Source organism: Mycobacterium sp. NGS35 (assembly GCF_059812855.1).
On record NZ_JCALDL010000002.1, the window covers coordinates 385,480 to 409,475 of the forward strand.

At 68.8% G+C, this 23,996-nt stretch carries 23 protein-coding genes; 17 read left to right on the forward strand and 6 right to left on the reverse strand.

The features are described 5' to 3' along the window. Nucleotides 1-24 precede the first annotated feature (24 nt). From AC5Y4C_RS06930 to ribD, 8 genes are all read left to right on the forward strand, one after another. On the forward strand, nucleotides 25-789 hold the full coding sequence (locus AC5Y4C_RS06930; protein WP_499948837.1) for a lysoplasmalogenase: 765 nt from the start codon (nucleotides 25-27) through the stop codon (nucleotides 787-789). A gap of 136 nt (nucleotides 790-925) precedes the next feature. Next, nucleotides 926-2,872 (forward strand): primosomal protein N', encoded by a 1,947-nt coding sequence (locus tag AC5Y4C_RS06935; protein WP_499911992.1) that lies wholly within the window; start codon nucleotides 926-928, stop codon nucleotides 2,870-2,872. A gap of 38 nt (nucleotides 2,873-2,910) precedes the next feature. Further along, nucleotides 2,911-4,734, forward strand: a complete 1,824-nt coding sequence (locus AC5Y4C_RS06940) for a DUF2207 domain-containing protein (protein WP_499964552.1) — start codon at nucleotides 2,911-2,913, stop codon at nucleotides 4,732-4,734. Next, nucleotides 4,728-5,264, forward strand: coding sequence for a LemA family protein (locus AC5Y4C_RS06945; protein ID WP_499964623.1), 537 nt, complete (start codon nucleotides 4,728-4,730; stop codon nucleotides 5,262-5,264). Before AC5Y4C_RS06940 ends, AC5Y4C_RS06945 begins: the two co-directional genes overlap by 7 nt. A gap of 31 nt (nucleotides 5,265-5,295) precedes the next feature. Next, nucleotides 5,296-6,225, forward strand: a complete 930-nt coding sequence (gene fmt, locus AC5Y4C_RS06950) for a methionyl-tRNA formyltransferase (protein ID WP_499964553.1) — start codon at nucleotides 5,296-5,298, stop codon at nucleotides 6,223-6,225. Continuing rightward, nucleotides 6,222-7,625, forward strand: a complete 1,404-nt coding sequence (locus AC5Y4C_RS06955; protein ID WP_499964555.1) for an RsmB/NOP family class I SAM-dependent RNA methyltransferase — start codon at nucleotides 6,222-6,224, stop codon at nucleotides 7,623-7,625. The genes fmt and AC5Y4C_RS06955 overlap by 4 nt, the downstream gene beginning before the upstream one ends. A 4-nt stretch (nucleotides 7,626-7,629) precedes the next feature. Then, nucleotides 7,630-8,307: a ribulose-phosphate 3-epimerase gene (gene rpe / locus AC5Y4C_RS06960; RefSeq protein ID WP_499964556.1), complete on the forward strand. Its 678-nt coding sequence runs from the start codon at nucleotides 7,630-7,632 to the stop codon at nucleotides 8,305-8,307. A 17-nt stretch (nucleotides 8,308-8,324) separates the two neighbouring features. Further along, nucleotides 8,325-9,308 carry a bifunctional diaminohydroxyphosphoribosylaminopyrimidine deaminase/5-amino-6-(5-phosphoribosylamino)uracil reductase RibD gene (gene ribD / locus AC5Y4C_RS06965; RefSeq protein WP_499964625.1) on the forward strand — a complete coding sequence of 328 codons (984 nt, stop codon included), beginning with the start codon at nucleotides 8,325-8,327 and terminating at the stop codon, nucleotides 9,306-9,308. Nucleotides 9,309-9,314: 6 nt separating this feature from the next. Here ribD and AC5Y4C_RS06970 read toward each other — a convergent pair whose 3' ends face one another. The 6 genes from AC5Y4C_RS06970 to AC5Y4C_RS06995 form a co-directional block, all read right to left on the reverse strand. Next, nucleotides 9,315-10,304, reverse strand: a complete 990-nt coding sequence (locus AC5Y4C_RS06970) for an ABC transporter ATP-binding protein (RefSeq protein WP_499964558.1) — start codon at nucleotides 10,302-10,304, stop codon at nucleotides 9,315-9,317. Between the two features lie 3 nt (nucleotides 10,305-10,307). Next, on the reverse strand, nucleotides 10,308-11,357 hold the full coding sequence (locus AC5Y4C_RS06975; protein ID WP_499964560.1) for an ABC transporter permease: 1,050 nt from the start codon (nucleotides 11,355-11,357) through the stop codon (nucleotides 10,308-10,310). A gap of 52 nt (nucleotides 11,358-11,409) precedes the next feature. Next, the gene (locus tag AC5Y4C_RS06980) at nucleotides 11,410-11,958 is read right to left on the reverse strand and encodes a type 1 glutamine amidotransferase domain-containing protein (protein ID WP_499964561.1); all 549 of its coding nucleotides are present in this window, start codon (nucleotides 11,956-11,958) and stop codon (nucleotides 11,410-11,412) included. A gap of 81 nt (nucleotides 11,959-12,039) precedes the next feature. Then, entirely contained in the window at nucleotides 12,040-12,816 is a 777-nt protein-coding gene (gene mddA, locus AC5Y4C_RS06985) for a methanethiol S-methyltransferase (RefSeq protein ID WP_499964563.1), read from the reverse strand. An 87-nt stretch (nucleotides 12,817-12,903) separates the two neighbouring features. Further along, the gene (locus AC5Y4C_RS06990) at nucleotides 12,904-14,511 is read right to left on the reverse strand and encodes an MFS transporter (RefSeq protein ID WP_499964627.1); all 1,608 of its coding nucleotides are present in this window, start codon (nucleotides 14,509-14,511) and stop codon (nucleotides 12,904-12,906) included. Next, on the reverse strand, nucleotides 14,511-15,224 hold the full coding sequence (locus tag AC5Y4C_RS06995; RefSeq protein WP_499911863.1) for an LppX_LprAFG lipoprotein: 714 nt from the start codon (nucleotides 15,222-15,224) through the stop codon (nucleotides 14,511-14,513). The genes AC5Y4C_RS06990 and AC5Y4C_RS06995 overlap by 1 nt, the downstream gene beginning before the upstream one ends. Before the next feature lie 48 nt (nucleotides 15,225-15,272). Between AC5Y4C_RS06995 and AC5Y4C_RS07000 the strand changes: the two genes are divergently transcribed. The 9 genes from AC5Y4C_RS07000 (at nucleotide 15,273) to AC5Y4C_RS07040 (ending at nucleotide 23,987) form a co-directional block, all read left to right on the forward strand. Then, nucleotides 15,273-15,881 carry a riboflavin synthase gene (locus tag AC5Y4C_RS07000; protein WP_499964565.1) on the forward strand — a complete coding sequence of 203 codons (609 nt, stop codon included), beginning with the start codon at nucleotides 15,273-15,275 and terminating at the stop codon, nucleotides 15,879-15,881. Between the two features lie 60 nt (nucleotides 15,882-15,941). Then, entirely contained in the window at nucleotides 15,942-17,198 is a 1,257-nt protein-coding gene (locus tag AC5Y4C_RS07005) for a bifunctional 3,4-dihydroxy-2-butanone-4-phosphate synthase/GTP cyclohydrolase II (protein WP_499911868.1), read from the forward strand. Between the two features lie 34 nt (nucleotides 17,199-17,232). Beyond that, nucleotides 17,233-17,682 carry a 6,7-dimethyl-8-ribityllumazine synthase gene (gene ribH, locus AC5Y4C_RS07010; RefSeq protein WP_500008148.1) on the forward strand — a complete coding sequence of 150 codons (450 nt, stop codon included), beginning with the start codon at nucleotides 17,233-17,235 and terminating at the stop codon, nucleotides 17,680-17,682. Nucleotides 17,683-17,695: 13 nt separating this feature from the next. Beyond that, nucleotides 17,696-18,142, forward strand: coding sequence for a PH domain-containing protein (locus AC5Y4C_RS07015; protein WP_499911870.1), 447 nt, complete (start codon nucleotides 17,696-17,698; stop codon nucleotides 18,140-18,142). A gap of 83 nt (nucleotides 18,143-18,225) precedes the next feature. After that, nucleotides 18,226-20,223 (forward strand): excinuclease ABC subunit UvrC, encoded by a 1,998-nt coding sequence (uvrC, locus tag AC5Y4C_RS07020; RefSeq protein ID WP_499964567.1) that lies wholly within the window; start codon nucleotides 18,226-18,228, stop codon nucleotides 20,221-20,223. After that, complete coding sequence (gene rapZ / locus AC5Y4C_RS07025) at nucleotides 20,220-21,146, forward strand: RNase adapter RapZ (protein ID WP_499964569.1); 927 nt, start codon at nucleotides 20,220-20,222, stop codon at nucleotides 21,144-21,146. Before uvrC ends, rapZ begins: the two co-directional genes overlap by 4 nt. After that, complete coding sequence (locus AC5Y4C_RS07030) at nucleotides 21,143-22,168, forward strand: gluconeogenesis factor YvcK family protein (RefSeq protein WP_499911876.1); 1,026 nt, start codon at nucleotides 21,143-21,145, stop codon at nucleotides 22,166-22,168. The genes rapZ and AC5Y4C_RS07030 overlap by 4 nt, the downstream gene beginning before the upstream one ends. After that, a complete protein-coding gene (gene whiA, locus AC5Y4C_RS07035; protein ID WP_499912000.1) occupies nucleotides 22,165-23,142 on the forward strand; it encodes a DNA-binding protein WhiA in 978 nt (325 codons plus the stop codon). Before AC5Y4C_RS07030 ends, whiA begins: the two co-directional genes overlap by 4 nt. Continuing rightward, nucleotides 23,142-23,987 (forward strand): alpha/beta fold hydrolase, encoded by an 846-nt coding sequence (locus AC5Y4C_RS07040; protein WP_499911879.1) that lies wholly within the window; start codon nucleotides 23,142-23,144, stop codon nucleotides 23,985-23,987. The genes whiA and AC5Y4C_RS07040 overlap by 1 nt, the downstream gene beginning before the upstream one ends. Nucleotides 23,988-23,996 lie beyond the last annotated feature (9 nt).

Sequence of the window (23,996 nt, forward strand, 5' to 3'; positions counted from 1 at the left end):
GAGCGGTCGAGTAGCTTCTGCAGGATGGCCGACGACGTCACACCGCCGCGCATGCTGGCCGGAGCATGGGTGGCCGCCGGCTGGGCCGGCGTGGCCTACGGGGTGTTCCTGACGCTGATCGCATTGCGCTCGGCGCCTGGCGAGCCGCTCACGGGCATTTTCGCCGGACAGCCCGTGGCCAAGGCTTTGATGGCGGTGCTGCTGGCGCTGGCCGCGGTCGCGCATCCGATCGTGCGGGAGCGGCGCTGGTTGATGCCGGCACTGGTGTTGTCGGCGGTCGGTGACTTCTTGCTCGCGATGCCCGAGTGGGCGCCGTCGTTCGTCGGCGGCCTCGCGGCGTTCCTGCTGGCGCATCTGTGCTACCTGGGCGCGCTGGCGCCGCTGGCAGTGATCACCCGCAGGCGGCTGCTCGCAGTCGTCGTCATGATCGGGTTGTGCACAGCGCTGCTGGTGTGGTTCTGGCCGATGCTGGGTCAGCAGCGGCTGACGTTGCCGGTGACCGTCTACATCGCGGTGCTCTGTGCAATGGTGTGCGCTGCGCTGCTGGCCCGGCTGCCGACGCCGTGGACGGCGCTGGGCGCGGTCTGTTTCGCGCTGTCCGACGCGATGATCGGCATCGACCGGTTCGTCTTGCAGTCCGACGTGCTGGCGGTGCCGATCTGGTGGGCGTACGCGATGTCGCAGCTGCTGATCACCGCGGGCTTGTTCTTCGGCCGATCTGTCGGTGCGTCCCCTTACCGTGAGGCTCAACCGGACGAATCCGACCAACACGTCGAGGAGACCTCATGACGAGCATGGACACGTCGCTGACCCACCGTTGCGATCACGCCGACCCGCGCCGGGCCAAGGGCTGCGCATAGCGAGCCGAAAAGTGGCCGGCGATCGCCGGGCCGCCGTTCACGAACCGATCGCGCGGGTGCTGCCGATGCTGTCGGTGCCGCATCTGGATCGCGAATTCGACTACCTGGTGGCCGCCGAGCAGTCCGACGACGCTCAGCCCGGGGTACGGGCCAGGGTGCGCTTCCACGGCAGGCTGGTCGACGCGTTCGTGCTGGAACGGCGGTCCGACACCGACCATGTCGGCGAGCTCGGCTGGCTGGACTCGGTCGTGTCGCCCGAGCCGGTGCTGACGCCGGAGGTGCGCCGGCTCGCCGACGCGGTCGCGGCCCGCTATGCCGGCACTCGCGCCGACGTGCTGCGGCTGGCGGTGCCGCCGCGGCATGCGCGCGTCGAGCGGGAAGCGCGGCAGCCGCGCATCCCGGTCCCGCGCGAGCCGGTCGACGTCGCGAGCTGGGCCGCCTACCAGCGCGGCGAGCGGTTTCTCGCAGCGTTGGAGGAGGGTCGCGCCGCCCGTGCGGTGTGGCAGGCGCTGCCCGGCGAACAGTGGGCCGCGCGGCTGGCGGAGGCCGCGGCCGTGGTGGCCGCCGTCGGGCGCGGCGTGCTGGTCGTGCTGCCCGACCAGCGCGACGTGGACGTCGTGTGGGCGCACACGGTCCGGCTGCTCGACGCCGGCTCGGTGGTCGCGTTGTCGGCGGGACTGGGCCCCGCCGAGCGGTACCGCCGCTGGCTGGCTGTTCTGCGCGGTGCCGCCCGCGTGGTGATCGGCACCCGAAGCGCCGTGTTCGCCCCGGTGACCGACCTCGGTTTGGTGGTCGTCTGGGACGACGGCGACGACACGCTGGCCGAACCGCGGGCACCGTATCCGCATGCCCGGGAAGTCGCGATGCTGCGCGCACATCAGCTGCGCTGCGCAGCGCTGATCGGCGGCTACGCCCGCACGGCCGAGGCCCAGGCCCTGGTCTGCAGCGGCTGGGCGCACGATCTGGTGGCCGCCCGGCCGGTCGTGCGCTCCCAGGCACCGAGGGTGGTCGCGCTCGACGACAGCGGTTACGCGGACGCCCGCGACCCGGCCGCGCGCACCGCGCGGCTGCCGTCGATCGCCCTGCGGGCTGCGCGCACGGCGCTGGAAGCCGGCGCGCCGGTGCTGGTTCAGGTGCCGCGGCGCGGGTACGTGCCTGCGCTGGCCTGCTCGCGGTGCCGGACCATCGCCCGCTGCCGGCACTGCACCGGCCCGCTGTCGCTTCCGGGCGCCGACGCCGCGGGCGCGGTGTGCCGCTGGTGCGGCCGGATCGACACGACGCTCAAATGCGTGCGCTGCGGCGCCGGCGCGGTGCGCGCGGTGGTCGTGGGCGCTCGGCGCACCGCCGAAGAGCTGGGGCGCGCGTTTCCGGGCACGCCGGTGGTCACTTCGGGCGGCGACAGCATGGTCCGGGAGGTCGACGGACGCCCCGCACTCGTCGTCGCGACTCCGGGTGCCGAGCCCCTGGCCCGCGGCGGATATGGCGCGGCGCTGTTGCTGGACAGCTGGGCGCTGCTGGGCCGGCAAGATCTGCGGGCCGCCGAGGACGCTTTGCGACGCTGGCTGGCGGCGGCGGCTCTGGTCCGCAGCCGCGGCGACGGCGGGGTGGTCGCGGTGGTGGCCGATTCGGCGATCCCGACCGTGCAGGCGCTCGTCAGGTGGGACCCGGTCGGCCACGCAGACGCCGAGTTGCGGGCCCGCTCCGAAGTGGGTTTGCCCCCGAGTGTGCACATCGCGGCACTCGACGGGTCGCCGCAGGGCGTCGCCGCGCTGCTCGACCAAGCCCAATTGCCGTCGGGCGCAGAGTTGCTCGGGCCGGTCGAGCTACCGGTGGGCGCACGCCGGCCCGCGAGCGTGACGGACGGCGACACCGTCACGCGGATGCTGGTCCGGGTGAGCCGTGACGACGGCTTGGCGCTGGCCGCGGCGCTTCGCCGCGCGGTCGCGGTGACCTCGGCCCGCCATGACCACGAGCCGGTTCGCGTCCAGATCGATCCGCTACACATAGGGTGAGGTCCGGACGCAGGCTGCAAGCGACGGAAGGGGCGCCGATGGGCTGGGGCCGCCGCGTCGCTGCGCTGGGAATTTCGTTGGTGCTCATTGCCATCGGATTGTTCTGGCCAGTGGTGTTCACGGGACTGTCGCAAGGCGCGAATACACTCGATCCGGTCTGGTTTTCCCATTACCAGGCCCGCTACGTCGTCACGGCCGACGGTCGTGTCGAGGTCGCCGAGACCATCAACGCCCAGTTCCCGGGCGGCAAGCACGGCTTCTTCGAGTTCTGGGACGTCGCCGCCCCGCATGATCCGCACGTGCGGATGATCCCGACCGTGACGGAGGTGACCGTCGACGGCCAGCCAGCGCCGTACGAGCTGCTGTGGGACAGCAGCCGCCGGTTCCTCACCGCGAAGATCGGCGACCCCAGCCGGTACCTGTCCACGGGCGCCCACGAGTTCGTCATCCGCTCCGTCGTCCCGAACGGTCTCGCGCCGTCCCGTGTCGGAGACCACCTCGAATTCGCGTCATCGACGCGTGCAACTAGCGAAACTTCCGATGCGCCTTCGGTTTTCTATTGGTTCCTGGTGAAGAGCTGGAACAATTCGATCCGCCGTGCCGATGTGTCGGTGACGCTGCCGTCCGCGGTGACAGGCGTCCAGTGCTCGGTGGGCTTCGGCAGGGGCGATCCTTGCCCCGCCCCGGTTCTCGGGGGGAACCGCATCGACATGACGATGTACAACATGGCGCCGCACACGCCGGTCACCGTGCGCGCCGGCGTCGACATCGCCACCCCGCCGCGTGACGAACTGCCGTGGTCGTGGCGCTTCGACCGGATGCTGGGGCGGTCGGTCACCAAGGTGCTGGTGATCCTCGGGCTCTCGGTTGCCGCCGGGGCGCTCGGGTATGCCTGGTGGCGCACCACGGTCGAGCGCAAGCCCGGCTTTCCACTGCAGTACGCACCCCCGCCCGGCCTCGGGCCGGTGCAGTGTGAATACATCCGCACCGAAGCGGTGCCGCGCAATGGGCTGACCGCCACGCTGTTCTATCTGGCCGAGCGTGGTCTGGTGTCACTGACCCAGCGCGGCGACAGGCACTGGACGGTCCGCGGCCTCGCCGCAAAAAGCGCATGGGCGTCGATCGATCCGGTCAGCCGCGCGGTCGGGCAAGCGCTGAAGATCGACGACGTGGGCGAGGAGTTCGAAGCCAAGAAGACCGTGACGTCCGGAAAGCGGTTGTCGGCGGCCAAGACTGACATGACCAAAGCCGTCAAGAAGTGGGCCAAGAGCGAAAATCTGATCGTCGCCAAGAAATCGGAGCAGTGGGTGCGCTTCGCCAACCTGCTCTCCGCAGTCTTCGCGGCGTGCGGGTTCATCACCTGGGGCTTCACCATCACGCTGTGGGGGCTGCCGTTCGCGGTGTTCTTTCTGGCCACCGCCCGGTCCTGGGCCGACGGCGTCGGCACTCGACGCACCGCCGCCGGCCGCGAATTGTGGTCTCGGGTCGGCGGATTCCACCGGGTGCTGACCACCGACTCTGCGGAGGCGCGCTTCGACTTCGGCGCGCGCCGAGACCTGTACAGCGCCTATGTCCCGTTCGCGGTGGCGGCCGGCGCGGCGGCGCTGTGGGCGAAGAAGTATGAAGCGGCCACGGGATCGCCTGCGCCGCAACCGGATTGGTATCACAGCAGCACGCCGTGGGTGTACGGCGCGGTCGGTAGCTCCAGCGGCCCGGATTTCGACAGCTTCGAGTCGACATTGTCGTCGTCGATCGGCGCGTACTCCGCGTCGCAGTCGTCGTCGTCTTCGTCGAGCAGCAGTGGCGGTTTCAGTGGCGGCGGCGGCTTCGGCGGTGGTGGAGGAGGAGGCGGTTCCTGGTGACCTGGTTGCTGATCCTGCTGGTGGTGCTCGCCGTCGCGGTGCTGATCGTGTTCGTGGTCGGCTACAACAAGGTTCGCGGCGCCGACGTCCGGGTCGAGGAGGCCCTCGGTGGCATCGACGTTCAATTGACCCGCCGGGCGTCGCTGATACCGAGCCTGGTGCACACCGTGCAATCGTTCGCGGCCCACGAGCGCGCGATCCTGGACAACGTGACCGCCGCACAGGCGGCGCTGACCAGCGCCACCACCGGCAAGTCGGTGGCACAGCGCAGCGCAGCCGAGCAGCAGCTGGATTCCGCGGTCGGCCAGGTGCTCGCGCTGGGTCAGCTGTACCCGAACCTCAGCTCGTCGGCGAACTTCCTTGAGTTGCAACGGAATCTGGCCGACACAGAAGACAAGCTGGCCTTCGCCCGTCAGTACTACAACGACGCGGTCGCCACCAACAACAGGCTGGTGACCACGATCCCGTGGATGTTCGTCGCGGGCGCGGCCGGGGTGCGCGAACGCGAGTACTACCAGGTGCCGCGATGAGCCGCTTGCGCGAAGAGAGGGGTTCACGGTAGTGCGACTGGTCTTCGCCGGCACCCCGGAAGCCGCCTTGCCCTCGCTGCGGCGGCTGATCGCGTCGCCGCGCCACGACGTGGTCGCGGTGCTGACCCGGCCCGACGCGGTCTCCGGCCGGCGCGGCAAGCCCACCCCATCGCCGGTGGCCCGGCTGGCCCGCGAACAGGGCATCCCGGTGCTCACGCCGCGGCGCCCGAACTCCGACGAATTCGTCGAAGAGCTGGCCGCATTGGCGCCCGACTGCTGCCCGGTGGTGGCGTACGGTGCGCTGCTCGGCGACGCGCTGCTGGCGATCCCCCCGCACGGCTGGGTGAATCTGCATTTCTCGCTGCTGCCGGCGTGGCGGGGCGCAGCGCCCGTGCAGGCCGCGATCGCCGCCGGCGACAGCGTGACCGGTGCGACGACGTTCCGCATCGTGCGCGAGCTGGACAGCGGGCCGGTGTACGGCGTGGTCACCGAAGCCATCAAGCCTCATGACACCGCAGGCGAACTGCTGCAACGCCTTTCGGTATCCGGAGCGGCGCTGCTGGAGTCGACGCTGGACGGCATCGCCGACGGCACGCTGGTCGCCGTGCCGCAACCTTCGGACGGGGTCAGCATCGCCCCCAAGGTGACCGTCGAGGACGCACGCATTCGTTGGGAGCTGCCCGCACCGGCCGTCGAGCGCAGAATCCGCGCGGTCACGCCGAATCCGGGCGCGTGGACCGTCGTCGCGGATATCCGGCTGAAGATCGGCCCGGTGACCGTGGACGAGCAGGCCGATCCGCTGCCACCGGGACAGCTGCAGGTGAGCCGCCATGGTGTGCGCGTCGGCACCGGCTCAGTGCCGGTCCTGCTCGGCCAGGTGCAGCCGCCCGGCAAGAAGCCGATGCCCGCGGCCGACTGGGCCCGCGGCGCACGTCTGCCCGACTCGGCGCGCGCATCGTGACCGGGCCGCGCCGTAAACCGCCGCCGCGCCGGGGCCGCACGTCGACGCCGCGCCGCAAACCGCTGGATCCGGCTCGCCGCGCCGCATTCGACGTGCTGCGAGCAGTGTCCGAGCGGGACGCGTACGCGAACCTCGCGCTGCCGGCGCTTCTGGACGAACGCGGCATCACCGGCCGCGACGCCGCTTTCGCCACCGAGCTGGCCTACGGCGCGTGCCGCATGCGGGGTCTGCTGGACGCGGTCATCGCCACGGCCGCCGACCGGCCGCCCGAGCGCATCGACCCCGTCCTGCTCGACCTGCTGCGGCTGGGCGTGTACCAACTACTGCACACGCGCGTCGACACCCACGCCGCGGTGTCCACCACCGTCGAGCAGGCCGGCATCGAGTTCGATTCTGCCAGAGCGGGTTTCGTCAACGCGGTGCTCCGCGCCATCGCCGCCAAGGACGAGCAGACATGGGTGGCCGAACTGGCCCCGGACGCCACCACCGACCCGGTCGGGCACATTGCGTTCGTGCACGCTCACCCGCGCTGGATCGCTCAGGCCTTCGCCGACGCGTTGGGCCGCGACGCCGCCGAACTCGGCGCACTGCTGGCCAGCGACAACGCCCGACCGGCGGTGCACCTGGCAGCCCGCCCCGGTGTCATCACTGCCGCCGGGCTCGCGGACGCGGTAGGCGGCACGGTCGGCCGCTACTCGCCGTACGCGGTGTACCTGAGCGGCGGGGATCCCGGTCGGCTGAGGCCGGTGCGCGACGGCCAGGCGCTGGTGCAGGACGAAGGCAGCCAGCTGGTGGCCCGGGCACTTGCGCTCGCGGAGCTCGACGGCGACGACGGCGGGCGCTGGCTGGATTTGTGCGCGGGACCCGGCGGCAAGACCGCGCTGCTGGCGGCTCTGGGCGCGTCATCCGGTGCCCGGGTCACTGCGGTGGAACCCGCGCCGCGCCGGGCCGATCTGGTCGAACAGAACACTCGCGGCCTCGACGTCGAAGTTCTACGTGTCGACGGCCGAAACCCTGGATTGGCAACGGGTTTCGACCGCGTGCTCGTCGACGCGCCGTGCACCGGGCTGGGAGCATTGCGCCGGCGGCCGGAAGCCCGGTGGCGACGAGGCCCCGGAGACGTGCCGCAGCTGGCCAAGCTGCAGCGCGAACTGTTGGCCTCGGCGATCGAGCTGACCCGCCCCGGCGGCGTGGTGGTCTACGCCACCTGCTCGCCGCACCTGGCCGAGACCGTCGGCGTCGTCGCCCACGCGCTCCGCCGCCACCCGGTGACGGCGCTGGACAGCCGACCGTTGTTCGCGCCGGCCGACCGGCTGGGCGACGGGCCACATGTACAGCTGTGGCCACACCGGCACGGCACCGACGCGATGTTCGCCGCTGCACTGCGCAAATTAGGCTGAGGCCATGGCCGCACCGCTGATCGCGCCGTCGATCCTCGCCGCCGACTTTGCCCGCCTCGCCGACGAGGCCGCGGCTGTCGCCGGCGCCGACTGGCTGCACGTGGACGTGATGGACAACCACTTCGTGCCCAACCTCACCATCGGTCTGCCCGTCGTCGAAAGCCTGCTGGCGGTCACCGACATCCCGATGGACTGCCACCTGATGATCGAGAACCCCGAACGCTGGGCTCCGCCGTACGCCGAGGCCGGCGCCTACAACGTCACCTTCCATGCGGAGGCCACCGACACTCCCGTCGCCGTGGCGCGCGACATCCGCGCCGGCGGGGCGAAGGCCGGACTGTCAGTCAAGCCCGGCACCCCGCTGGAGCCGTACCTGGAAATCCTTCGCGAGTTCGACACGCTGCTGATCATGTCCGTGGAGCCGGGATTCGGTGGCCAGCAGTTCATTCCCGAGGTGCTGGCCAAGGTGGGCACCGCACGCCGGCTCGTCGACTCCGGAGAGCTGACCATCCTGGTCGAAATCGACGGCGGCATCAACGAGGACACGATCGAGGAGGCGGCGCTGGCCGGAGTCGACTGCTTTGTCGCGGGCTCGGCGGTGTACGGCGCCGACGATCCCGCCGCCGCTGTGGAAGCGTTACGCCGCCAGGCTGCCAACGCGTCACAGCACCTGAAACTGTGACCGCTTACGACGACGCGATGCGGTTGGCGATCGAGCACGCCGCGTCGGTGAAGGGTGCGACGTACCCGAATCCGCCTGTCGGGGCGGTGGTCCTGGACGCCGGCGGCGAGGTCGTCGGCGTCGGCGGAACCGAGCCCACCGGCGGCCCGCACGCTGAGGTGGTGGCGCTGCGCAGGGCCGGCCAGCTCGCGAAGGGTGGCACCGCCGTGGTGACGCTCGAGCCGTGCAATCACCACGGTCGCACGCCGCCGTGTGTGGATGCGCTTGTGACCGCGGGCATTTCGACGGTGGTGTATGCGGTGGCCGACCCGAACCCGCAGGCGGCCGGGGGAGGGGCGCGGCTGCGCGACAGCGGTGTCGAAGTGGTCGGCGGGGTTCTCGCCGACGACGTCGCGCGCGGCACGCTGCGGGAGTGGCTGCACAAGCAGCGCTGTGGATCACCGCATGTCACATGGAAATTCGCGGGCAGTGTCGACGGGCGCAGTGCGGCCGCCGACGGAACCAGCCAGTGGATCACCAGTGAGGCGGCGCGAGCCGACGTGCATCGCCGTCGCGCGGTGGCCGACGCGATCGTGGTGGGGACCGGCACGGTGATCGCCGACGACCCGGCGCTCACGGCCAGGCTGCCCGATGGCAGCCTGGCATCCCGCCAGCCGCTGCGCGTCGTGGTAGGTGAACGCGAAATATCCCCCGAGGCAAGGGTTCTCAATGACGACTCGCGGACGATGCTGATCCGCACGCGTGACCCTGGTGAAGTGATCAAGGCGCTGGCGGACCGCACCGACGTGATCCTGGAAGGCGGTCCGACGCTGGCCGGGGCGTTCCTGCGGGCCGGACTGGTCGACCGAATCCTTGCCTACGTAGCGCCCATCCTGCTGGGCGGGCCGGTCACCGTGGTCGACGACGTGGGAGTGGCGACCATCGGCAAGGCGCTGCGGTGGAAGTACGACGGCGTCGAACGCATCGGCCCTGATCTGCTGCTGAGTCTGGTGCCCGGGTAACGCCAGCTAATCGCCGAGCTCCTTGTGCTCGATGATGTCGCGAAAACCGGTGGAGCCCAGGCGTTCCCGGAACTGCTGCACCGTGTAGCCGATGACCGCGGCGTCACTGCGGGCGCGGACCGTCGCCGAGCGGGGCAGCCCGAACAGCGGGCCCATCTCGCCGAAGTAGTCGCCCGGCCCGGCGACCTTCAGCACTTCCTCACCGCCGCTGGCCAATTCGCGGAGGATCTCGACCTCGCCCTCGGACACCACGTAGATGCAGTCGCCCATCGTGCCCTGCTCGAACAGCACGTCGCCCGGCTCCAGCCGCACCGTCTGCGGCGCATGGTCCGAATGGGGCATGTGCGGAACCAGCTCCACCACTTGGTCCGCCAGCGGCAGGATGCGGGTGTCATGGGTGGCCACCACGACGACGCGATCGCCGGACGCCAATTCCCGCAGTAGCCGCAGTACCTCCTCTACCTGGATGAAGTCCAGATGGGCGGTCGGCTCGTCGGCCAGCAGCAGCGGTGGGTCCAACGCGATGGCCCGCGCCACCGCGACCCGCTGCTGCTGGCCGCCGGACATGTCGCCGGGCCGGTGTCGCATCCGCTCGGAGAGCCCGACGCGGGTCAGCAGTTCCCCGGCCCGCTGGCGGGCGGCGTGCCGGGACATGCCGGCCGCGCGCATCGGGACCATCACGTTCTCCAGCGCGGTCAGGCTCGGCACCAGATTGAACGCCTGGAACACGATGCCCACGGTGTTACGCCGGTACTCGGCTAGCCTTCGCCGGTCGATCTTGGTCAAGTCGATGTCGCCGAACTCGATCCGGCCCGCGGCCGGTTTCAGGATGCCGCCGAGGCATGACAGCAGCGTCGTCTTCCCGCAGCCGCTGGGCCCCAGCAGAATCGCCAACGAGCCGGCGCTCACCTCGAGGTTCAGCCCGTCGATCGGGCGCACCGCATATTCGCCGCTGGCGTACTCGACAACCAGGTCCTTGATCCGCAGATCTGCCACGGCTCAGGGCCCCCCGAACGCCAGCGCAGGGTCGACGGTCACGGCGCGCCGCAGTCCCGCAACGCTCGCCAGCAGGCCGATCACCACCGCGATCGCCGGAAGTAGCACGAACGCCGCGATCGGGATGTCCACTCGCATCGGAAACAATGGCCCGAGCAGCACGGACAGCACCCCACCGAGCAGCGCCGCGAGCACCGCGACCACCACCGCCTGCAGTGCCAGCCCCGCGATGATCGACCGCGTGGCCACTCCGACGGCCTTGAACACCGCGAAGTCGCGGATCCGCTCGAGCACCGACACGTAGATCATCGAGCCGACGATCATGGCCGCCACCACCCACAGCAACCCGGCCATCAGCGTCATCGCCCGCCGCGCACCGCTTAGCGGCCGTACCAGATCGTCGATGGCTCCGGCACGGTCGACGAAGCGGTAGCCGTCCGGCGGCCGTATCCCGTTGCCGCAAATGCCGATCGACGAGATCAGCGGCTGTCCGGAGAACAGCAACTGTTGGGCGCCCTGCATTGTCAAGAACACGTTGGCCTGGCCCGCCAGCACCGTCGAGTCGTCGACCAGTCCCACGATTCTCATTGTGCGCGAGCCGATTTCGAGATCCTGGCCCACACCTCGACCCATGGTGGACGACACCGCGATCTCTTCGGCCGTCGTGGGCACCCGGCCGGCCGAGACCGCCGGCATCCCGGGGCCGCCCTGGGGCGCGCCGAACACGTTGACGTTGCGCGGGCTGCGCTCGTCCGCGACGGTCGTGCTGCCATACACCATCGGCACCGCCAGCGTGACGCCCGGAAGTCGTGCCGCACGCTGCAATTCCGCCGGCGGAAACGGCGACGAACCGATGAACGGCCCCGCCGCGCCCGACTTGATCAGGTAGCCGTCGAGCCCCAGGGAGTCGACGGTGCGGGATGCCTCGACCCGAAATCCGTTGGCAAGTCCGGTGAGAACGAGTGTCATCGCGAACACCAATCCGGTTCCCACGATCGCGATGACGAATCGTCGCTTGCGCCATTGCAGGTCGCGCAGCGCCGCCGTCAACACGGCGTCGCACCGCCCATCCCCGGCATGGTGGCGACGTTACCCACCGCCGGTGCTATTGGGAAAACGCCTCCACCAATTTCGAGCAGAACGCAGGCAGGTCATCGGGTTTGCGGCTGGAGATCAGTGTGTTGCCGCGGCGGTCGTCCACCACCACTTCCTCGTCCACCCAGTTGCCGCCGGCGTTGCGGATGTCGGTCTGCAGGCTCGGCCACGACGTGATGGTTCGGCCCCGCACGACGTCCGCCTCGACCAACGTCCACGGGCCGTGGCAGATGACGGCCACCGGCTTGCCCGCGTCGAAGAAGCCTTTGACGAACTCGACCGCGGCGGAATGCATACGCAGGAAGTCCGGATTGGCCACTCCGCCCGGTAGCACCAGGCCGGAGTAGTCGTCGACGCTGACGTCAGCGGCGGCCTTGTCGGCGTCGAACGTGTCGGCTTTGTCGAGGTGATTGAACGCCTGCACTTTGCCGACTTCGGTGGACACCAGCTCCGGGGTGCCGCCGGCTTCTTTGACTGCCTTCCACGGCTCCGTGAGCTCCACTTGCTCGACGCCTTCGGGCGCCACCAGAAACGCGACCTTCTTACCGTCAAGACTCATGATCTGCCTCCGTCGTCGAAAGATTTTTCCACCGTCGGATACCCATGACGGGTCGCGGCAATCAGCGGCAGATCGAAGCAATCACCCGTGCCGCAGGCCGGGAATGAGCATCGGCACGCGGGTGCGGTAGTCGGCGTACTGCTCGCCGAACGTGCGGACCAGGTCGCGCTCCTCGAACTGGATGGCCACCAGGATGTAGCCGGTGGTGGCGACCGCGAAGATCAGGTGGCCCAGCGTCATCGTCGGAGTCACCCAGAATGCGATCAGGAACCCAAGGTACAGCGGGTGGCGGATCACGCGGTAAAAGGCCGGTGTCACAAAGGAATACGGCTGCGGTTGCCGGTTCTTCAGCCGCATGAACACCTGCCGCAGACCGAACAGGTCGAAGTGGTTGATCAAGAAGGTGCTGGTGAAGGCGATCAGCCAGCCCGACAAACCCGCTGCGATCAAGATGCCCCGCCACGGCTGCGTGGTGACGTCCCACAGCGTCGGGGTCATCGGCCACCAGAACACGATCAGCGCCGCAAGGCACACGCTGGACATCCATACATATGTCGACCGCTCGAGTGAGGGCGGCACGAAGCGGGTGATCCACCGCTTGAAACCGGCGCGCGCCATCCCGCTGTGCTGAACCGCGAACAGCATCAGCAGTCCGGCGTCGACGAGCACCGCCGTCGCGGTGAGGCTGCCGTCGCCGAGTCCTCCACGGTTGATGGTCTTGGGCACAAATCCCGCGTCGGCGACGAACGCGATCGCGTAGACGAACACGACAACGAACAAAACGTATGCCGCGACGCCGTAGGCCAGAGCAACGATTCCCGCGGTCCGGGAGTGTGATTTTGTCGCAGAGTTGGTCACGTGAGCCTCCTGGGTCGCTTAGTACACGTCAGGAAGGTTCCTCCGGTTCACCGGCAAAAACATGAGGCAAATGCCTCAACTCGCGGCTCAGTGCCGGGAAGCGAGCGGTTCGGCATGCGCCGCGGGTGCTGTGCCGTCGTCGGGGCGGGCGGCCCGGCCCGCGATGAACAACCCGAGCACCGCGCCGACCACACAGACGATCGCGGTGACCGTGAAGATTTCGCCGTACTCCTGGGCGTAGGACTCCCTGTAGTTGGTGGCGATCTGGTTGGCGACGTCCAGCGCGTTCCTGCTGTGCGACCGCGGCTTGGTCTGCAGGATCTGCTGGAACCGGTACAGCCCCCACGCCGACAGCGCTGCGACACCCACCAGCATGCCGATCATCCGGGTCACCACCACCGCGGACGACGCGATGCCGTGCTGGGCCGGCGGCACCACGCGCAGCGCCGCCGAGGTGAGCGGTCCGATCACCAAGCCAAGGCCCAAACCAGCCAGCGCCAAGTCGGTGTCGAACGTCGGCAGGGTGAACAGTCCGAGGTCGTGGCGCTTGGTCAACACGTCGACGTTCCAGAACGAGATCAGCCAGTACGCCCCCGCAGCGATCATCAGGCCGGCGAACGCGATCACCCGGTCGCCTATGCGGGTGGCCAACCACCCGCCCAGCAGCGCGCCGATGGGCAGCGCGATCAAGAACCGCAGCAGCAGCATGGCGGCCTCGTTCTGGCTCATGAACAGCACGCCCTGGCCGAACAGCTCGACGTCCACCAGCGTCACCATCAACGCTGCCCCTGCGCATGCCGACGCGCCGAGCGCGAACAAGAACGGCCGGAACTGCACGCCGGCGGGCTCGATCAACCTGGTGCGGGCGAACCGCTCCCAAACCGCGAACGCCAGAGCCGCCAGCAGCGCCGCGCACAGCACGGGAAGACCCCAGTCGGGCAGCACCTGCTTGCCGTCGGGTCGCGGGTTGTACAGACCTAGAACAGCCAGACCCAGCGCGATGGCCAGCAGCACGCCGCCGACCACGTCGACACGTTCGGGCGGCCCTTCGGAACGTTCGTGCGCAGGCAAGTTGAAGTGGATCAGCACCATCGCGATCACGACGAGCGGCACATTGATCCAGAACACGTCGCGCCAGCTGTTCAGCAGCCAGACGATGAAGATGCCGTAGAGCGGCCCGAGCACGCTGCCCAGTTCCTGAGCGGCGCCGATCCCGCCCAGCACCGCCGCGCGGCTGCGCTGGGCCCACAGGTCGGCGGCGAGCGCGAAAGTGACCGGCAGCAGCGCACCACTGGCCGTGCCCTGGATGACCCGGCCGATCACCAACATCGTCAGGTCGCTGGACAAGGCGGTGACCACGGAGCCGGCCGCGAAGGCAACCAGGCTCAGCTGCAGCAGCAGCTTGCGCCCGAACCGGTCGGACGCCCGGCCGAGCAGCGGCATGGCTGCGATGTAGCCGAGCAGGTACCAGGTGATGATCGGGGTGACGCGCTGCACCTCGTTCACGCCGATGCCGACGTCGCCCATGATGTCGCGCATGATCGTGACGACGACGTAGGTGTCGAGCGCGCCGAGCAGCACCGCGAGGCTGCCAGCACTGATTGCGACCGCGCGGTGCGGCCCGGTCCGTGGCGCAGCGGCGGAGGTCTTCGTGGTCAGCTCTGGGACTTTTGCGTTCGGGGCTTCGGCGCTCATCACACCGGCGGCTTCTCGACCGTGACCGGCTCGTTCCACTTGGACAGTGTCATCTGGATGCTGTTGCCCGGGCTCGGCTCCAGCTTCGCCTGGACCAGGTCATGGTTGCCGTCTTCGCGGATCCACGCGGTGCCCGGCACCGGCTCCGACGAGACCTTCGGCGCGAGCTTGTCGACGGCGTCCGGGCTGACCTTGCCGGTCACCTTGACGGTCTGGAGCCCGTTGATCGTCTCCCGGCCCTCGGACTTCGCGTCGCTGAAGTTCGACAGGATGTTCGCCAGCCCGGTGTCCGGATTGAGGATCAGCGACACGTCGTAGGTGTTCGCGGCGGCGCCGAAATCGTTCCACTGGCCGGGGTCCAGGGCGGCGTAGAGCGTGCCGTCGAACACCACGAAGTCGGCCTCGGCCTCGCTGTCGGCCACCACGAGACGGGTCTTGCCCTTTGCTGCGACGGCCGGCGAGTTGGTCAGGTCACCACTGAGCGACTTGATGGGCAATCCCTTGATCTTGCCGCTGACCGCGATCTCCAGGTGGGCGCTCTTCAGATCGCGGGTGGTCTGCGCGGACTGCTTGAGCAGCGTGGTGGCGTCTGGCAACGGGGCGCCGGAGTTTTCGTCCTTGTCCTTCGAGCACCCCGCCACAAGTGAGGTTGTGACGGCGACGGTGGCGAGCAGGGCTGCGATACTTCGACGTCCGAACGGCATGACTTGCATCGTAGAGGGTCGCGCAGACAACTCGGGTTTGCGCACTAGCCTGTGCTGGTGTTCACCGGCATCGTCGAAGAGGTCGGGCGCGTCGTCGAGAAGTCGGACCTCTCGGACGCCGTCCGGCTCAGAATCCACGGTCCCGTCGTCACCAGCGACGCCTCGCCGGGCGACTCGATTGCGGTCAACGGGGTGTGCCTGACGGTCGTGCAGGTGTTGCCCGGCGGCGAGTTCACCACCGACGTGATGGCCGAGACTTTGAACCGATCGACTTTGCGGCACGTGGGCGAACGCCCCGAGGTGAACCTCGAGCGGGCGGTCACCGTGGACAAGCGGCTGGGCGGTCACATCGTCCAGGGCCACGTCGACGGCACCGGGCGTGTGATTTCGCGCACTCCTTCCCAGCACTGGGAGGTACTACGGATCGCGCTGCCCGCCGGGCTTGCCCGCTATGTCGTAGAGAAGGGGTCGATCGCCGTCGACGGCGTCAGCCTCACGGTCTCTGGGTTGGGTAACGATGCAGGTCAGGACTGGTTCGAAGTGTCGCTGATTCCGACGACGCTGTCGCAGACCACGCTCGGAGGCGTCGCGGTCGGCGGCGAGGTCAACCTGGAAGTCGACGTCATTGCGAAGTACGTCGAGAAACTGACCGGCGCCAATCACTAAACTCGACTGCAGCAGCGCCTGCGCGGGGCACTGCGCCGCCGCCCGAAGGAGTTACCGACCATGACCAGGTTGGACAGCATCGAGCGCGCGGTCGCGGACATTGCAGCGGGCAAGGCGGTGATCGTCGTCGACGACGAGGACCGCGAGAACGAAGGCGATCTGATCTTCGCGGCGGAGAAAGCCACCCCGGAGCTGGTCGCGTTCATGGTGCGCTACACGTCCGGTTACCTATGCGTGCCGCTGGCCGGTGAAATCTGCGACCGCCTCGGCTTGCTACCGATGTACGCAGTCAACCAAGACAAGCATGGCACCGCCTACACTGTGACAGTCGACGCCAAAAACGGTGTCGGAACGGGTATTTCGGCGTCCGACCGGGCCACCACGATGCGCCTGCTGGCCGATCCGTCAAGCGTGGCAAGCGATTTCACCCGCCCCGGGCATGTGGTGCCGTTGCGCGCCAAGGACGGTGGGGTGCTGCGGCGGCCCGGGCACACAGAGGCCGCAGTCGACCTGGCCAAGCTGGCCGGGCTGCAGCCCGCGGGCGCGATCTGCGAGATCGTCAGCCAGAAGGACGAAGGGGCGATGGCGCAGACCGAGGAGCTGCGGGTGTTCGCCGACGACCACGGTTTGGCGCTCATTTCGATCGCCGACCTGATCGAGTGGCGGCGTAAGCACGAGAAGCACGTCGAGCTGATCGCCGAGGCACGCATTCCCACCCGACACGGCGAATTCCGGGCGGTCGGCTACACGAGCATCTACGACGACGTCGAGCACGTCGCGCTGGTGCGCGGCGACATCGGTGACGGCGAGGACGTGCTGGTGCGGGTGCACTCCGAGTGCCTGACCGGCGACGTGTTCGGCTCGCGCCGCTGCGACTGCGGCCCGCAACTGGATGCGGCGATGGCGATGGTCGCACGAGAAGGCCGCGGCGTGGTGTTGTACATGCGTGGCCATGAGGGCCGCGGCATCGGGCTGATGCACAAGCTGCAGGCCTACCAGTTACAGGACGCCGGTGCCGACACCGTGGACGCGAACCTCGAGTTGGGCCTGCCCGCCGACGCCCGCGACTACGGCCTGGGTGCGCAGATCCTCTACGACCTCGGTGTGCGCTCGATGCGGCTGCTCACCAACAACCCCGCCAAGCGGGTGGGGCTCGACGGGTACGGGCTGCACATCATCGAGCGGGTGCCACTGCCGGTGCGGGCCAACGCGGAGAACATCCGGTACCTGATCACCAAGCGCGACCGGATGGGCCACGACCTGTCCGGGCTGGACGACTTCGACGCGCTGCCAGGCGAATTCGGCGGAGCCCTGTGAGCGCCGCGTGAGTCCAGCGCACGGCGTGCCGGACATGCCGGCGCTCGATGCGTCGGGTATGCGGCTGGCCATCGTCGCGAGCACCTGGCATCAGAAGATCTGTGATGCGTTGCTGGAGAGCGCACGCCGCATGGCGGCGGGCGCCGGCGTCCGCAAGCCGACGGTGGTCAGGGTGCTGGGCGCTATCGAAATCCCGGTTGTCGCACAGGAGTTGGCGCGCAACCACGACGCCGTCGTCGCGCTCGGGGTGGTGATCCGGGGGCAGACACCGCATTTCGACTACGTATGTGACGCGGTCACCCAGGGCTTGACGCGGGTTTCACTGGACGCGGGCACGCCGGTGGCCAACGGCGTGTTGACCTGTGACACCGAGGAGCAGGCGCTGGATCGGGCCGGGTTGCCGTCCTCGGCCGAAGACAAGGGAGCGCAGGCCACAGCGGCGGCGCTGTCGACGGCGCTGACGCTGCGGCAGCTGAGGTCGTGACGGCGCTGAGGCCATGACGGCGAAGTGGGACCTGCAGGTGCGACCGCACCTGACCCCGTTGTTCGCCTACGTCGGGGCGGTCGTGATCTTGGCGGCACACATCGCGGTGGGCGTGCTGTTGAAGATCGGCTCGACCGGGGTGGTGTTCCAGACCGCCGACCAGGTCGCGATCGCGGGGCTCGGCGTGGTGATCGCCGCGGTCGTGCTGTTGTTCGCGCGGCCGCGGCTGCGCGCGGGGGAGGCGGGACTGGCCGTGCGGAATCTGCTCGGCGAGAAGCTGATTGGCTGGGCCGACGTCGTCGACGTGTCGTTTCCCCCCGGGGCGCGCTGGGCGCGCGTCGACCTGCCCGACGACGAGTACATACCGCTGATGGCGATTCAGGCTGTCGACAAGGAGCGCGCGGTCGCGGCGATGGACGCGGTGCGCGAGATCGTTGCCAAGTATCGGTCCACGCAGTAGTCGCCGAAACGGTATTCCACGCGGTCCTCACCCGCATTTTCCCGCGCTCACGGAAGTCTCGGCGCCGGTACTAACCTGGTCAGGTGCCTGATCCCTCGACGTACCGGCCCGCTCCCGGGTCGATCCCCGTCGAACCCGGGGTCTATCGCTTTCGGGACACCCAGGGCCGGGTGATCTACGTCGGCAAGGCGAAAAGCCTGCGCAGCAGGCTGACCTCCTACTTCGCCGACATCACCAGCCTGCCGCCTCGGACCCGGCAGATGGTCACCACCGCGGCCAGCGTCGAGTGGACCGTCGTCACCACCGAGGTGGAGGCGCTTCAGCTCGAGTACAACTGGATCAAGGAGTTCGACCCTCGGTTCAACGTCCGCTACCGCGACGACAAGTCGTATCCGGTGCTCGCGGTCACGCTCAACGAGGAGTACCCCCGGCTGATGGTGTACCGCGGGCCTCGCCGCAAAGGCGTTCGTTACTTCGGCCCGTACTCGCACGCCTGGGCGATCCGCGAGACGCTCGATCTGCTCACTCGCGTGTTCCCGGCCCGTACCTGCTCGGCCGGAGTTTTCAAGCGGCACAGGCAGATTGACCGTCCGTGCCTGCTCGGATACATCGACAAGTGCTCGGCGCCGTGCGTGTATCGGGTCAGCGCCGAGGAGCACCGCAAGATCGTGCTGGACTTCTGCGACTTCTTGTCGGGCAAGACCGACCGGATGATCCGCGACATGGAGCAGCGGATGAACGAGGCTGCGGCCGCGCTCGACTTCGAAAGGGCCGCGCGGCTGCGTGACGACGTCTCCGCGCTCAAACGGGCGCTGGAGAAACAGGCGGTGGTGTTTGGTGACGGCACCGACGCCGACGTGGTCGCGTTCGCCGACGACGAACTCCAAGCAGCCGTTCAGGTGTTCCACGTTCGCGGTGGCCGGGTGCGCGGGCAGCGCGGCTGGATCGTCGAGAAGGCATCGGGTCCAGAGGAATCGGCACACAAGGTGCTGGTAGAGCAATTCCTCACGCAATTCTATGGAGAGCAGGCCGAATTAGACGGCGCCGCAGACGAATACACCAATCCCGTGCCGCGCCAGGTGCTGGTGCCGGTGCTGCCGGACAATGCCGACGAGCTGGCGGAGTGGTTGTCGGCGTTGCGCGGTTCGCGGGTGTCGCTGCGGGTGCCGCAGCGCGGTGACAAGCGCGCGCTGGCCGAAACCGTCGCGCGCAATGCGCAGGAGGCGCTGGCCCAGCACAAGCTGAAGCGGGCCGGCGACTTCAACGCGAGATCCGAAGCGCTGCAGAGCATCCAGGATGCGCTCGGGCTGGCCGAGGCGCCGTTGCGCATCGAGTGCGTAGACGTCAGCCATGTGCAGGGCACCGACGTGGTTGCCTCGCTGGTTGTGTTCGAGGACGGGCTGCCGAAGAAATCGGACTACCGCCACTTCGCGATCCGGGAGGCGGCCGGCGACGGGCGCTCCGACGACGTCGCGTCGATCGCCGAGGTGACCCGGCGCCGGTTCTGGCGCCATCTGTCAGAGGCACGCGTCCCGGACACATCGCGCCGGTTCGCCTATCCACCAAACCTTTTCGTCGTCGACGGGGGCGCTCCCCAGGTCAACGCTGCCCAGGCGGTGCTCGACGAACTGGGCATCACCGACGTTGCCGTGATCGGCCTGGCCAAGCGCCTCGAAGAGGTGTGGGTGCCGTCGGAACCCGATCCGGTGATCATGCCCCGTAACAGCGAGGGGCTTTTCCTGCTGCAGCGGGTCCGCGACGAGGCGCACCGGTTCGCAATCGCATACCACCGCAGCAAGCGGTCGAAGCGGATGACGGAGTCGGCGCTGGACTCGGTGCGGGGGCTGGGGGAGGCGCGGCGCAAGGCGCTGGTGGCGCACTTCGGTTCGGTGGCCCGGCTCAAACAGGCGTCGGTCGAGGAGATCACCGCGGTGCCCGGCATCGGGCTAGCGACGGCGCGTGCCGTCCGCGATGCGCTCGGAGCCGACGACGCGAGCAACGAGACGGCAATCGCAGATTCGCCGGGAATCGGCGCGGAACCCGCCGCAATGGGCGATGATCGAAGCAGGGCATCCGGATGACAGACCAGGGCACAGGCGAAGAGCTGCGAGACACATCCGGCGACGGGGCTGCGGCGAAGTCAGGGATCGACGTCGTCCTGGTGACCGGTCTGTCGGGTGCGGGACGTGGCACCGCCGCCAAGGTGCTCGAGGACCTCGGGTGGTACGTCGCCGACAATCTGCCGCCGGAGCTGATAGCGCAGATGGTTGATCTCGGGCTGGCAGCCGGGTCGCGGATCACCCAGCTGGCGGTGGTGCTCGACGTGCGCTCACGCGGATTCACCGGCGATTTGGAATGGGTGCGTAAGGATTTGGCGGCCCGAGGCATCTGGCCCCAGGTGTTGTTCTTGGAGGCGTCCGACGACATCCTGGTCCGCCGCTACGAGCAGGTGCGACGTAGCCACCCGCTGCAGGGCGACCAGACGCTGGCTGAAGGCATCGCCGCCGAACGCAGGATGCTGGCCCCGCTGCGGGAGGGAGCCGACCTGATCATCGACACCTCCACGCTGTCGGTGCGCGGGCTGCGTGAGAGCATCGAGCGGGCGTTCGGTGGGGAGGCCGTCGCGCACACCAGCGTCACGGTTGAGTCGTTCGGATTCAAGTACGGGTTGCCGATGGACGCCGACATGGTGATGGATGTCCGTTTCCTGCCGAATCCGCACTGGGTCGACGAACTGCGCCCCCAAACCGGGCAAGCCCCGGCGGTGCGCGAATACGTGTTGGCTCAACCCGGTGCCGAAGAGTTCCTCGACACCTACGATCGACTGCTATCCCTCGTCGTCGAGGGATACCGACGGGAGGGGAAGCGTTACATGACCGTCGCCATCGGCTGCACCGGCGGCAAACACCGGAGTGTCGCGATGGCTGAGGCGCTGGCCGAACGGTTGCAACCGCACGACGAACTGTCGGTGCGCGTGCTGCACCGGGATCTGGGCCGCGAATGAGTCACCGCATCGTCGCGCTCGGCGGCGGGCACGGGTTGTATGCGACGCTGTCCGCCGCGCGTCGGCTGACCCCGCATGTCACCGCTGTGGTCACCGTCGCCGACGACGGCGGTTCGTCGGGCCGGCTGCGCAGTGAGCTGGACGTCGTACCTCCAGGTGACCTTCGAATGGCGTTGGCGGCTCTGGCTTCCGACAGCCGGTACGGGCGGCTGTGGGCCACGATTCTGCAGCACCGGTTCGGCGGCAGCGGCGCGCTGGCCGGTCATCCGATCGGCAATCTGTTGCTTGCTGGGCTCAACGAGGTGCTGGCCGACCCGGTGGCCGCGCTCGACGAACTCGGGCGGATCTTGGGTGTCAAGGGCCGGGTGCTGCCGATGTGCCCGATCGCCCTGCAGATCGAGGCCGACGTCGCCGGGCTCGAGTCCGATCCGAGGATGAGCCGGGTGATCCGCGGCCAGGTCGCGGTGGCGACGACGCCGGGAAAAGTCCGACGCGTTCGGCTGCTGCCCGGCGATCCACCGGCCACCCGCCAGGCGGTGGATGCGATCCTCGCTGCGGATCTCGTTGTGCTGGGCCCAGGTTCGTGGTTCACCAGCGTGATTCCGCATGTGCTGGTCCCCGGTCTCGCGGCGGCGTTGCAAGCCACGTCGGCTCGTCGGGCGCTGGTGCTGAATCTGGCCGCCGAGCCGGGCGAGACGGCCGGGTTTTCTGCGGAACGGCATCTTCACGTGCTGTCACAGCACGCGCCCGGCTTCCGCGTCGACGAGATCATCGTCGACGCAGAACGCGTTCCCAGCGACCGCGAGCGGGACCAATTGCGGCGCACGGCCACGCTGCTCAACGCGGAAGTAAAGTTTGCTGACGTGGCGCGGCCGGGTACGTCCCTGCACGATCCGGCGAAGTTGGCTGCGGTGTTGGACAGCGTGCGGGTCCGCGCATCAGCGATGCCGATGGCACCCACGGTGCCGACCCCTGCGGCCGGCCGGTTAGAGGGACCGGGAGGTGACGACGCGTGGCGATGACCGCCGAGGTCAAAGACGAGTTGAGCAGGTTGGTCGTCAATTCGGTGAGCGCGCGAAAGGCGGAAGTTGCGGCGCTGCTGCGCTTCGCCGGCGGCCTGCACATCGTGGGCGGCCGAGTGATCGTCGAGGCCGAGGTCGATCTCGGAATCATCGCGCGGCGGCTCCGGAAGGACATCTTCGACCTGTACGGCTACAACGCCGTCGTACATGTGTTGTCGGCCAGCGGAATTCGCAAGAACACCCGTTACGTGGTGCGAGTGGCCAAAGACGGTGAGGCGCTGGCGCGCCAGACCGGACTGCTGGATCTGCGCGGCCGGCCGGTGCGGGGGCTGCCGGCGCATGTGGTCGGTGGCAGCGTTGCCGACGCGGAGGCCGCGTGGCGCGGCGCCTTCTTGGCGCACGGCTCGTTGACCGAGCCGGGACGCTCGTCGGCCCTGGAGGTGAGCTGCCCCGGCCCGGAGGCGGCGCTGGCGCTCGTCGGTGCGGCGCGGCGGCTGGGAATCAGCGCCAAGGCGCGCGAGGTGCGGGGCAGTGACCGCGTCGTGGTGCGCGACGGCGAGGCGATCGGGGCGTTGTTGACGCGGATGGGTGCGCAGGACAGCAGGCTGACATGGGAGGAGCGGCGCATGCGCCGCGAAGTCCGGGCGACCGCCAATCGGCTGGCCAATTTCGACGATGCGAACCTGCGGCGGTCGGCACGCGCGGCGGTGGCGGCGGCGGCGCGGGTGGAACGGGCGTTGGAGATTCTGGGCGACACGGTGCCGGACCATCTGGCTGCGGCGGGCAAGCTGCGAGTGGAGCATCGACAGGCGTCGTTGGAAGAACTCGGCCGGCTCGCCGATCCGCCGATGACGAAAGACGCTGTGGCAGGCCGTATTCGGCGGTTGTTGTCGATGGCCGACAGAAAAGCCAAACAGGACGGCATCCCCGACACCGAGTCGGCGGTGACCCCGGATCTTCTCGAGGACGCATAGTGAAGCAATACCGCCGCGGCGAGCTGACGTTCGACTACCTCGACGAAGGGCCGGCGGACGGTCCGGTGGTGGTGTTGCTGCACGGCTTTCCGCAGTTCAACAGCAGCTGGAACGGGGTGATCGAGCGGCTGACACCGCGCGGCTACCGGTGCATCGCGCCGAACCAGCGTGGCTATTCGCCCGGCGCTCGGCCGCCGCGGCGGCGGGACTACCGCACACCGGAATTGGTCGAGGACGTTCGCGCGTTGATCGACACCGTAGGCGCTAGCCGGGTTCACCTCGTCGGGCACGACTGGGGTGCTCTCGCGGCGTGGGCGACAGCCGCTGAGTACCCGGAACGTCTTGCCTCGCTGTCGATCTTCTCGGTCCCGCACCCGGCGGCGTTCCTCAAGTCTTTCGTCACGAGCCGGCAGGGTCTCGCATCCTGGTACATGTTCTTCTTCCAGCTGCCCTGGTTGCCCGAACGGATGCTGTTGGGACGAAAGGGCAAAGCCGCACTGATGGCCCGGTTCCTGCGCAGGGCAGGCCAGAGCCCGCAGGCGGCCGAGCGAGATGCCAAGGGAATGGCCGAACCTGGTGTGCTCACGGCGGCGCTCAATTGGTACCGGGCGATTCCGCTGAACGATTTCCGGACGACCAACCAGAAGATCTCGGTGCCCTCCCTGTACGTCTGGAGCGACGACGACATCGCGCTCACGGAAAAGCCTGCCCGTGACACGGCCCGATACGTCAGCGCCGAATACCGCTTCGAAGTGCTGCGTGGTGTTTCGCATTGGATCCCCGACCAAGAACCCGACAAAGCGGCCGACCTCTTGCTGGAGTGGTTCGAGGCGCACCCGATCTAGAGGCTCGTC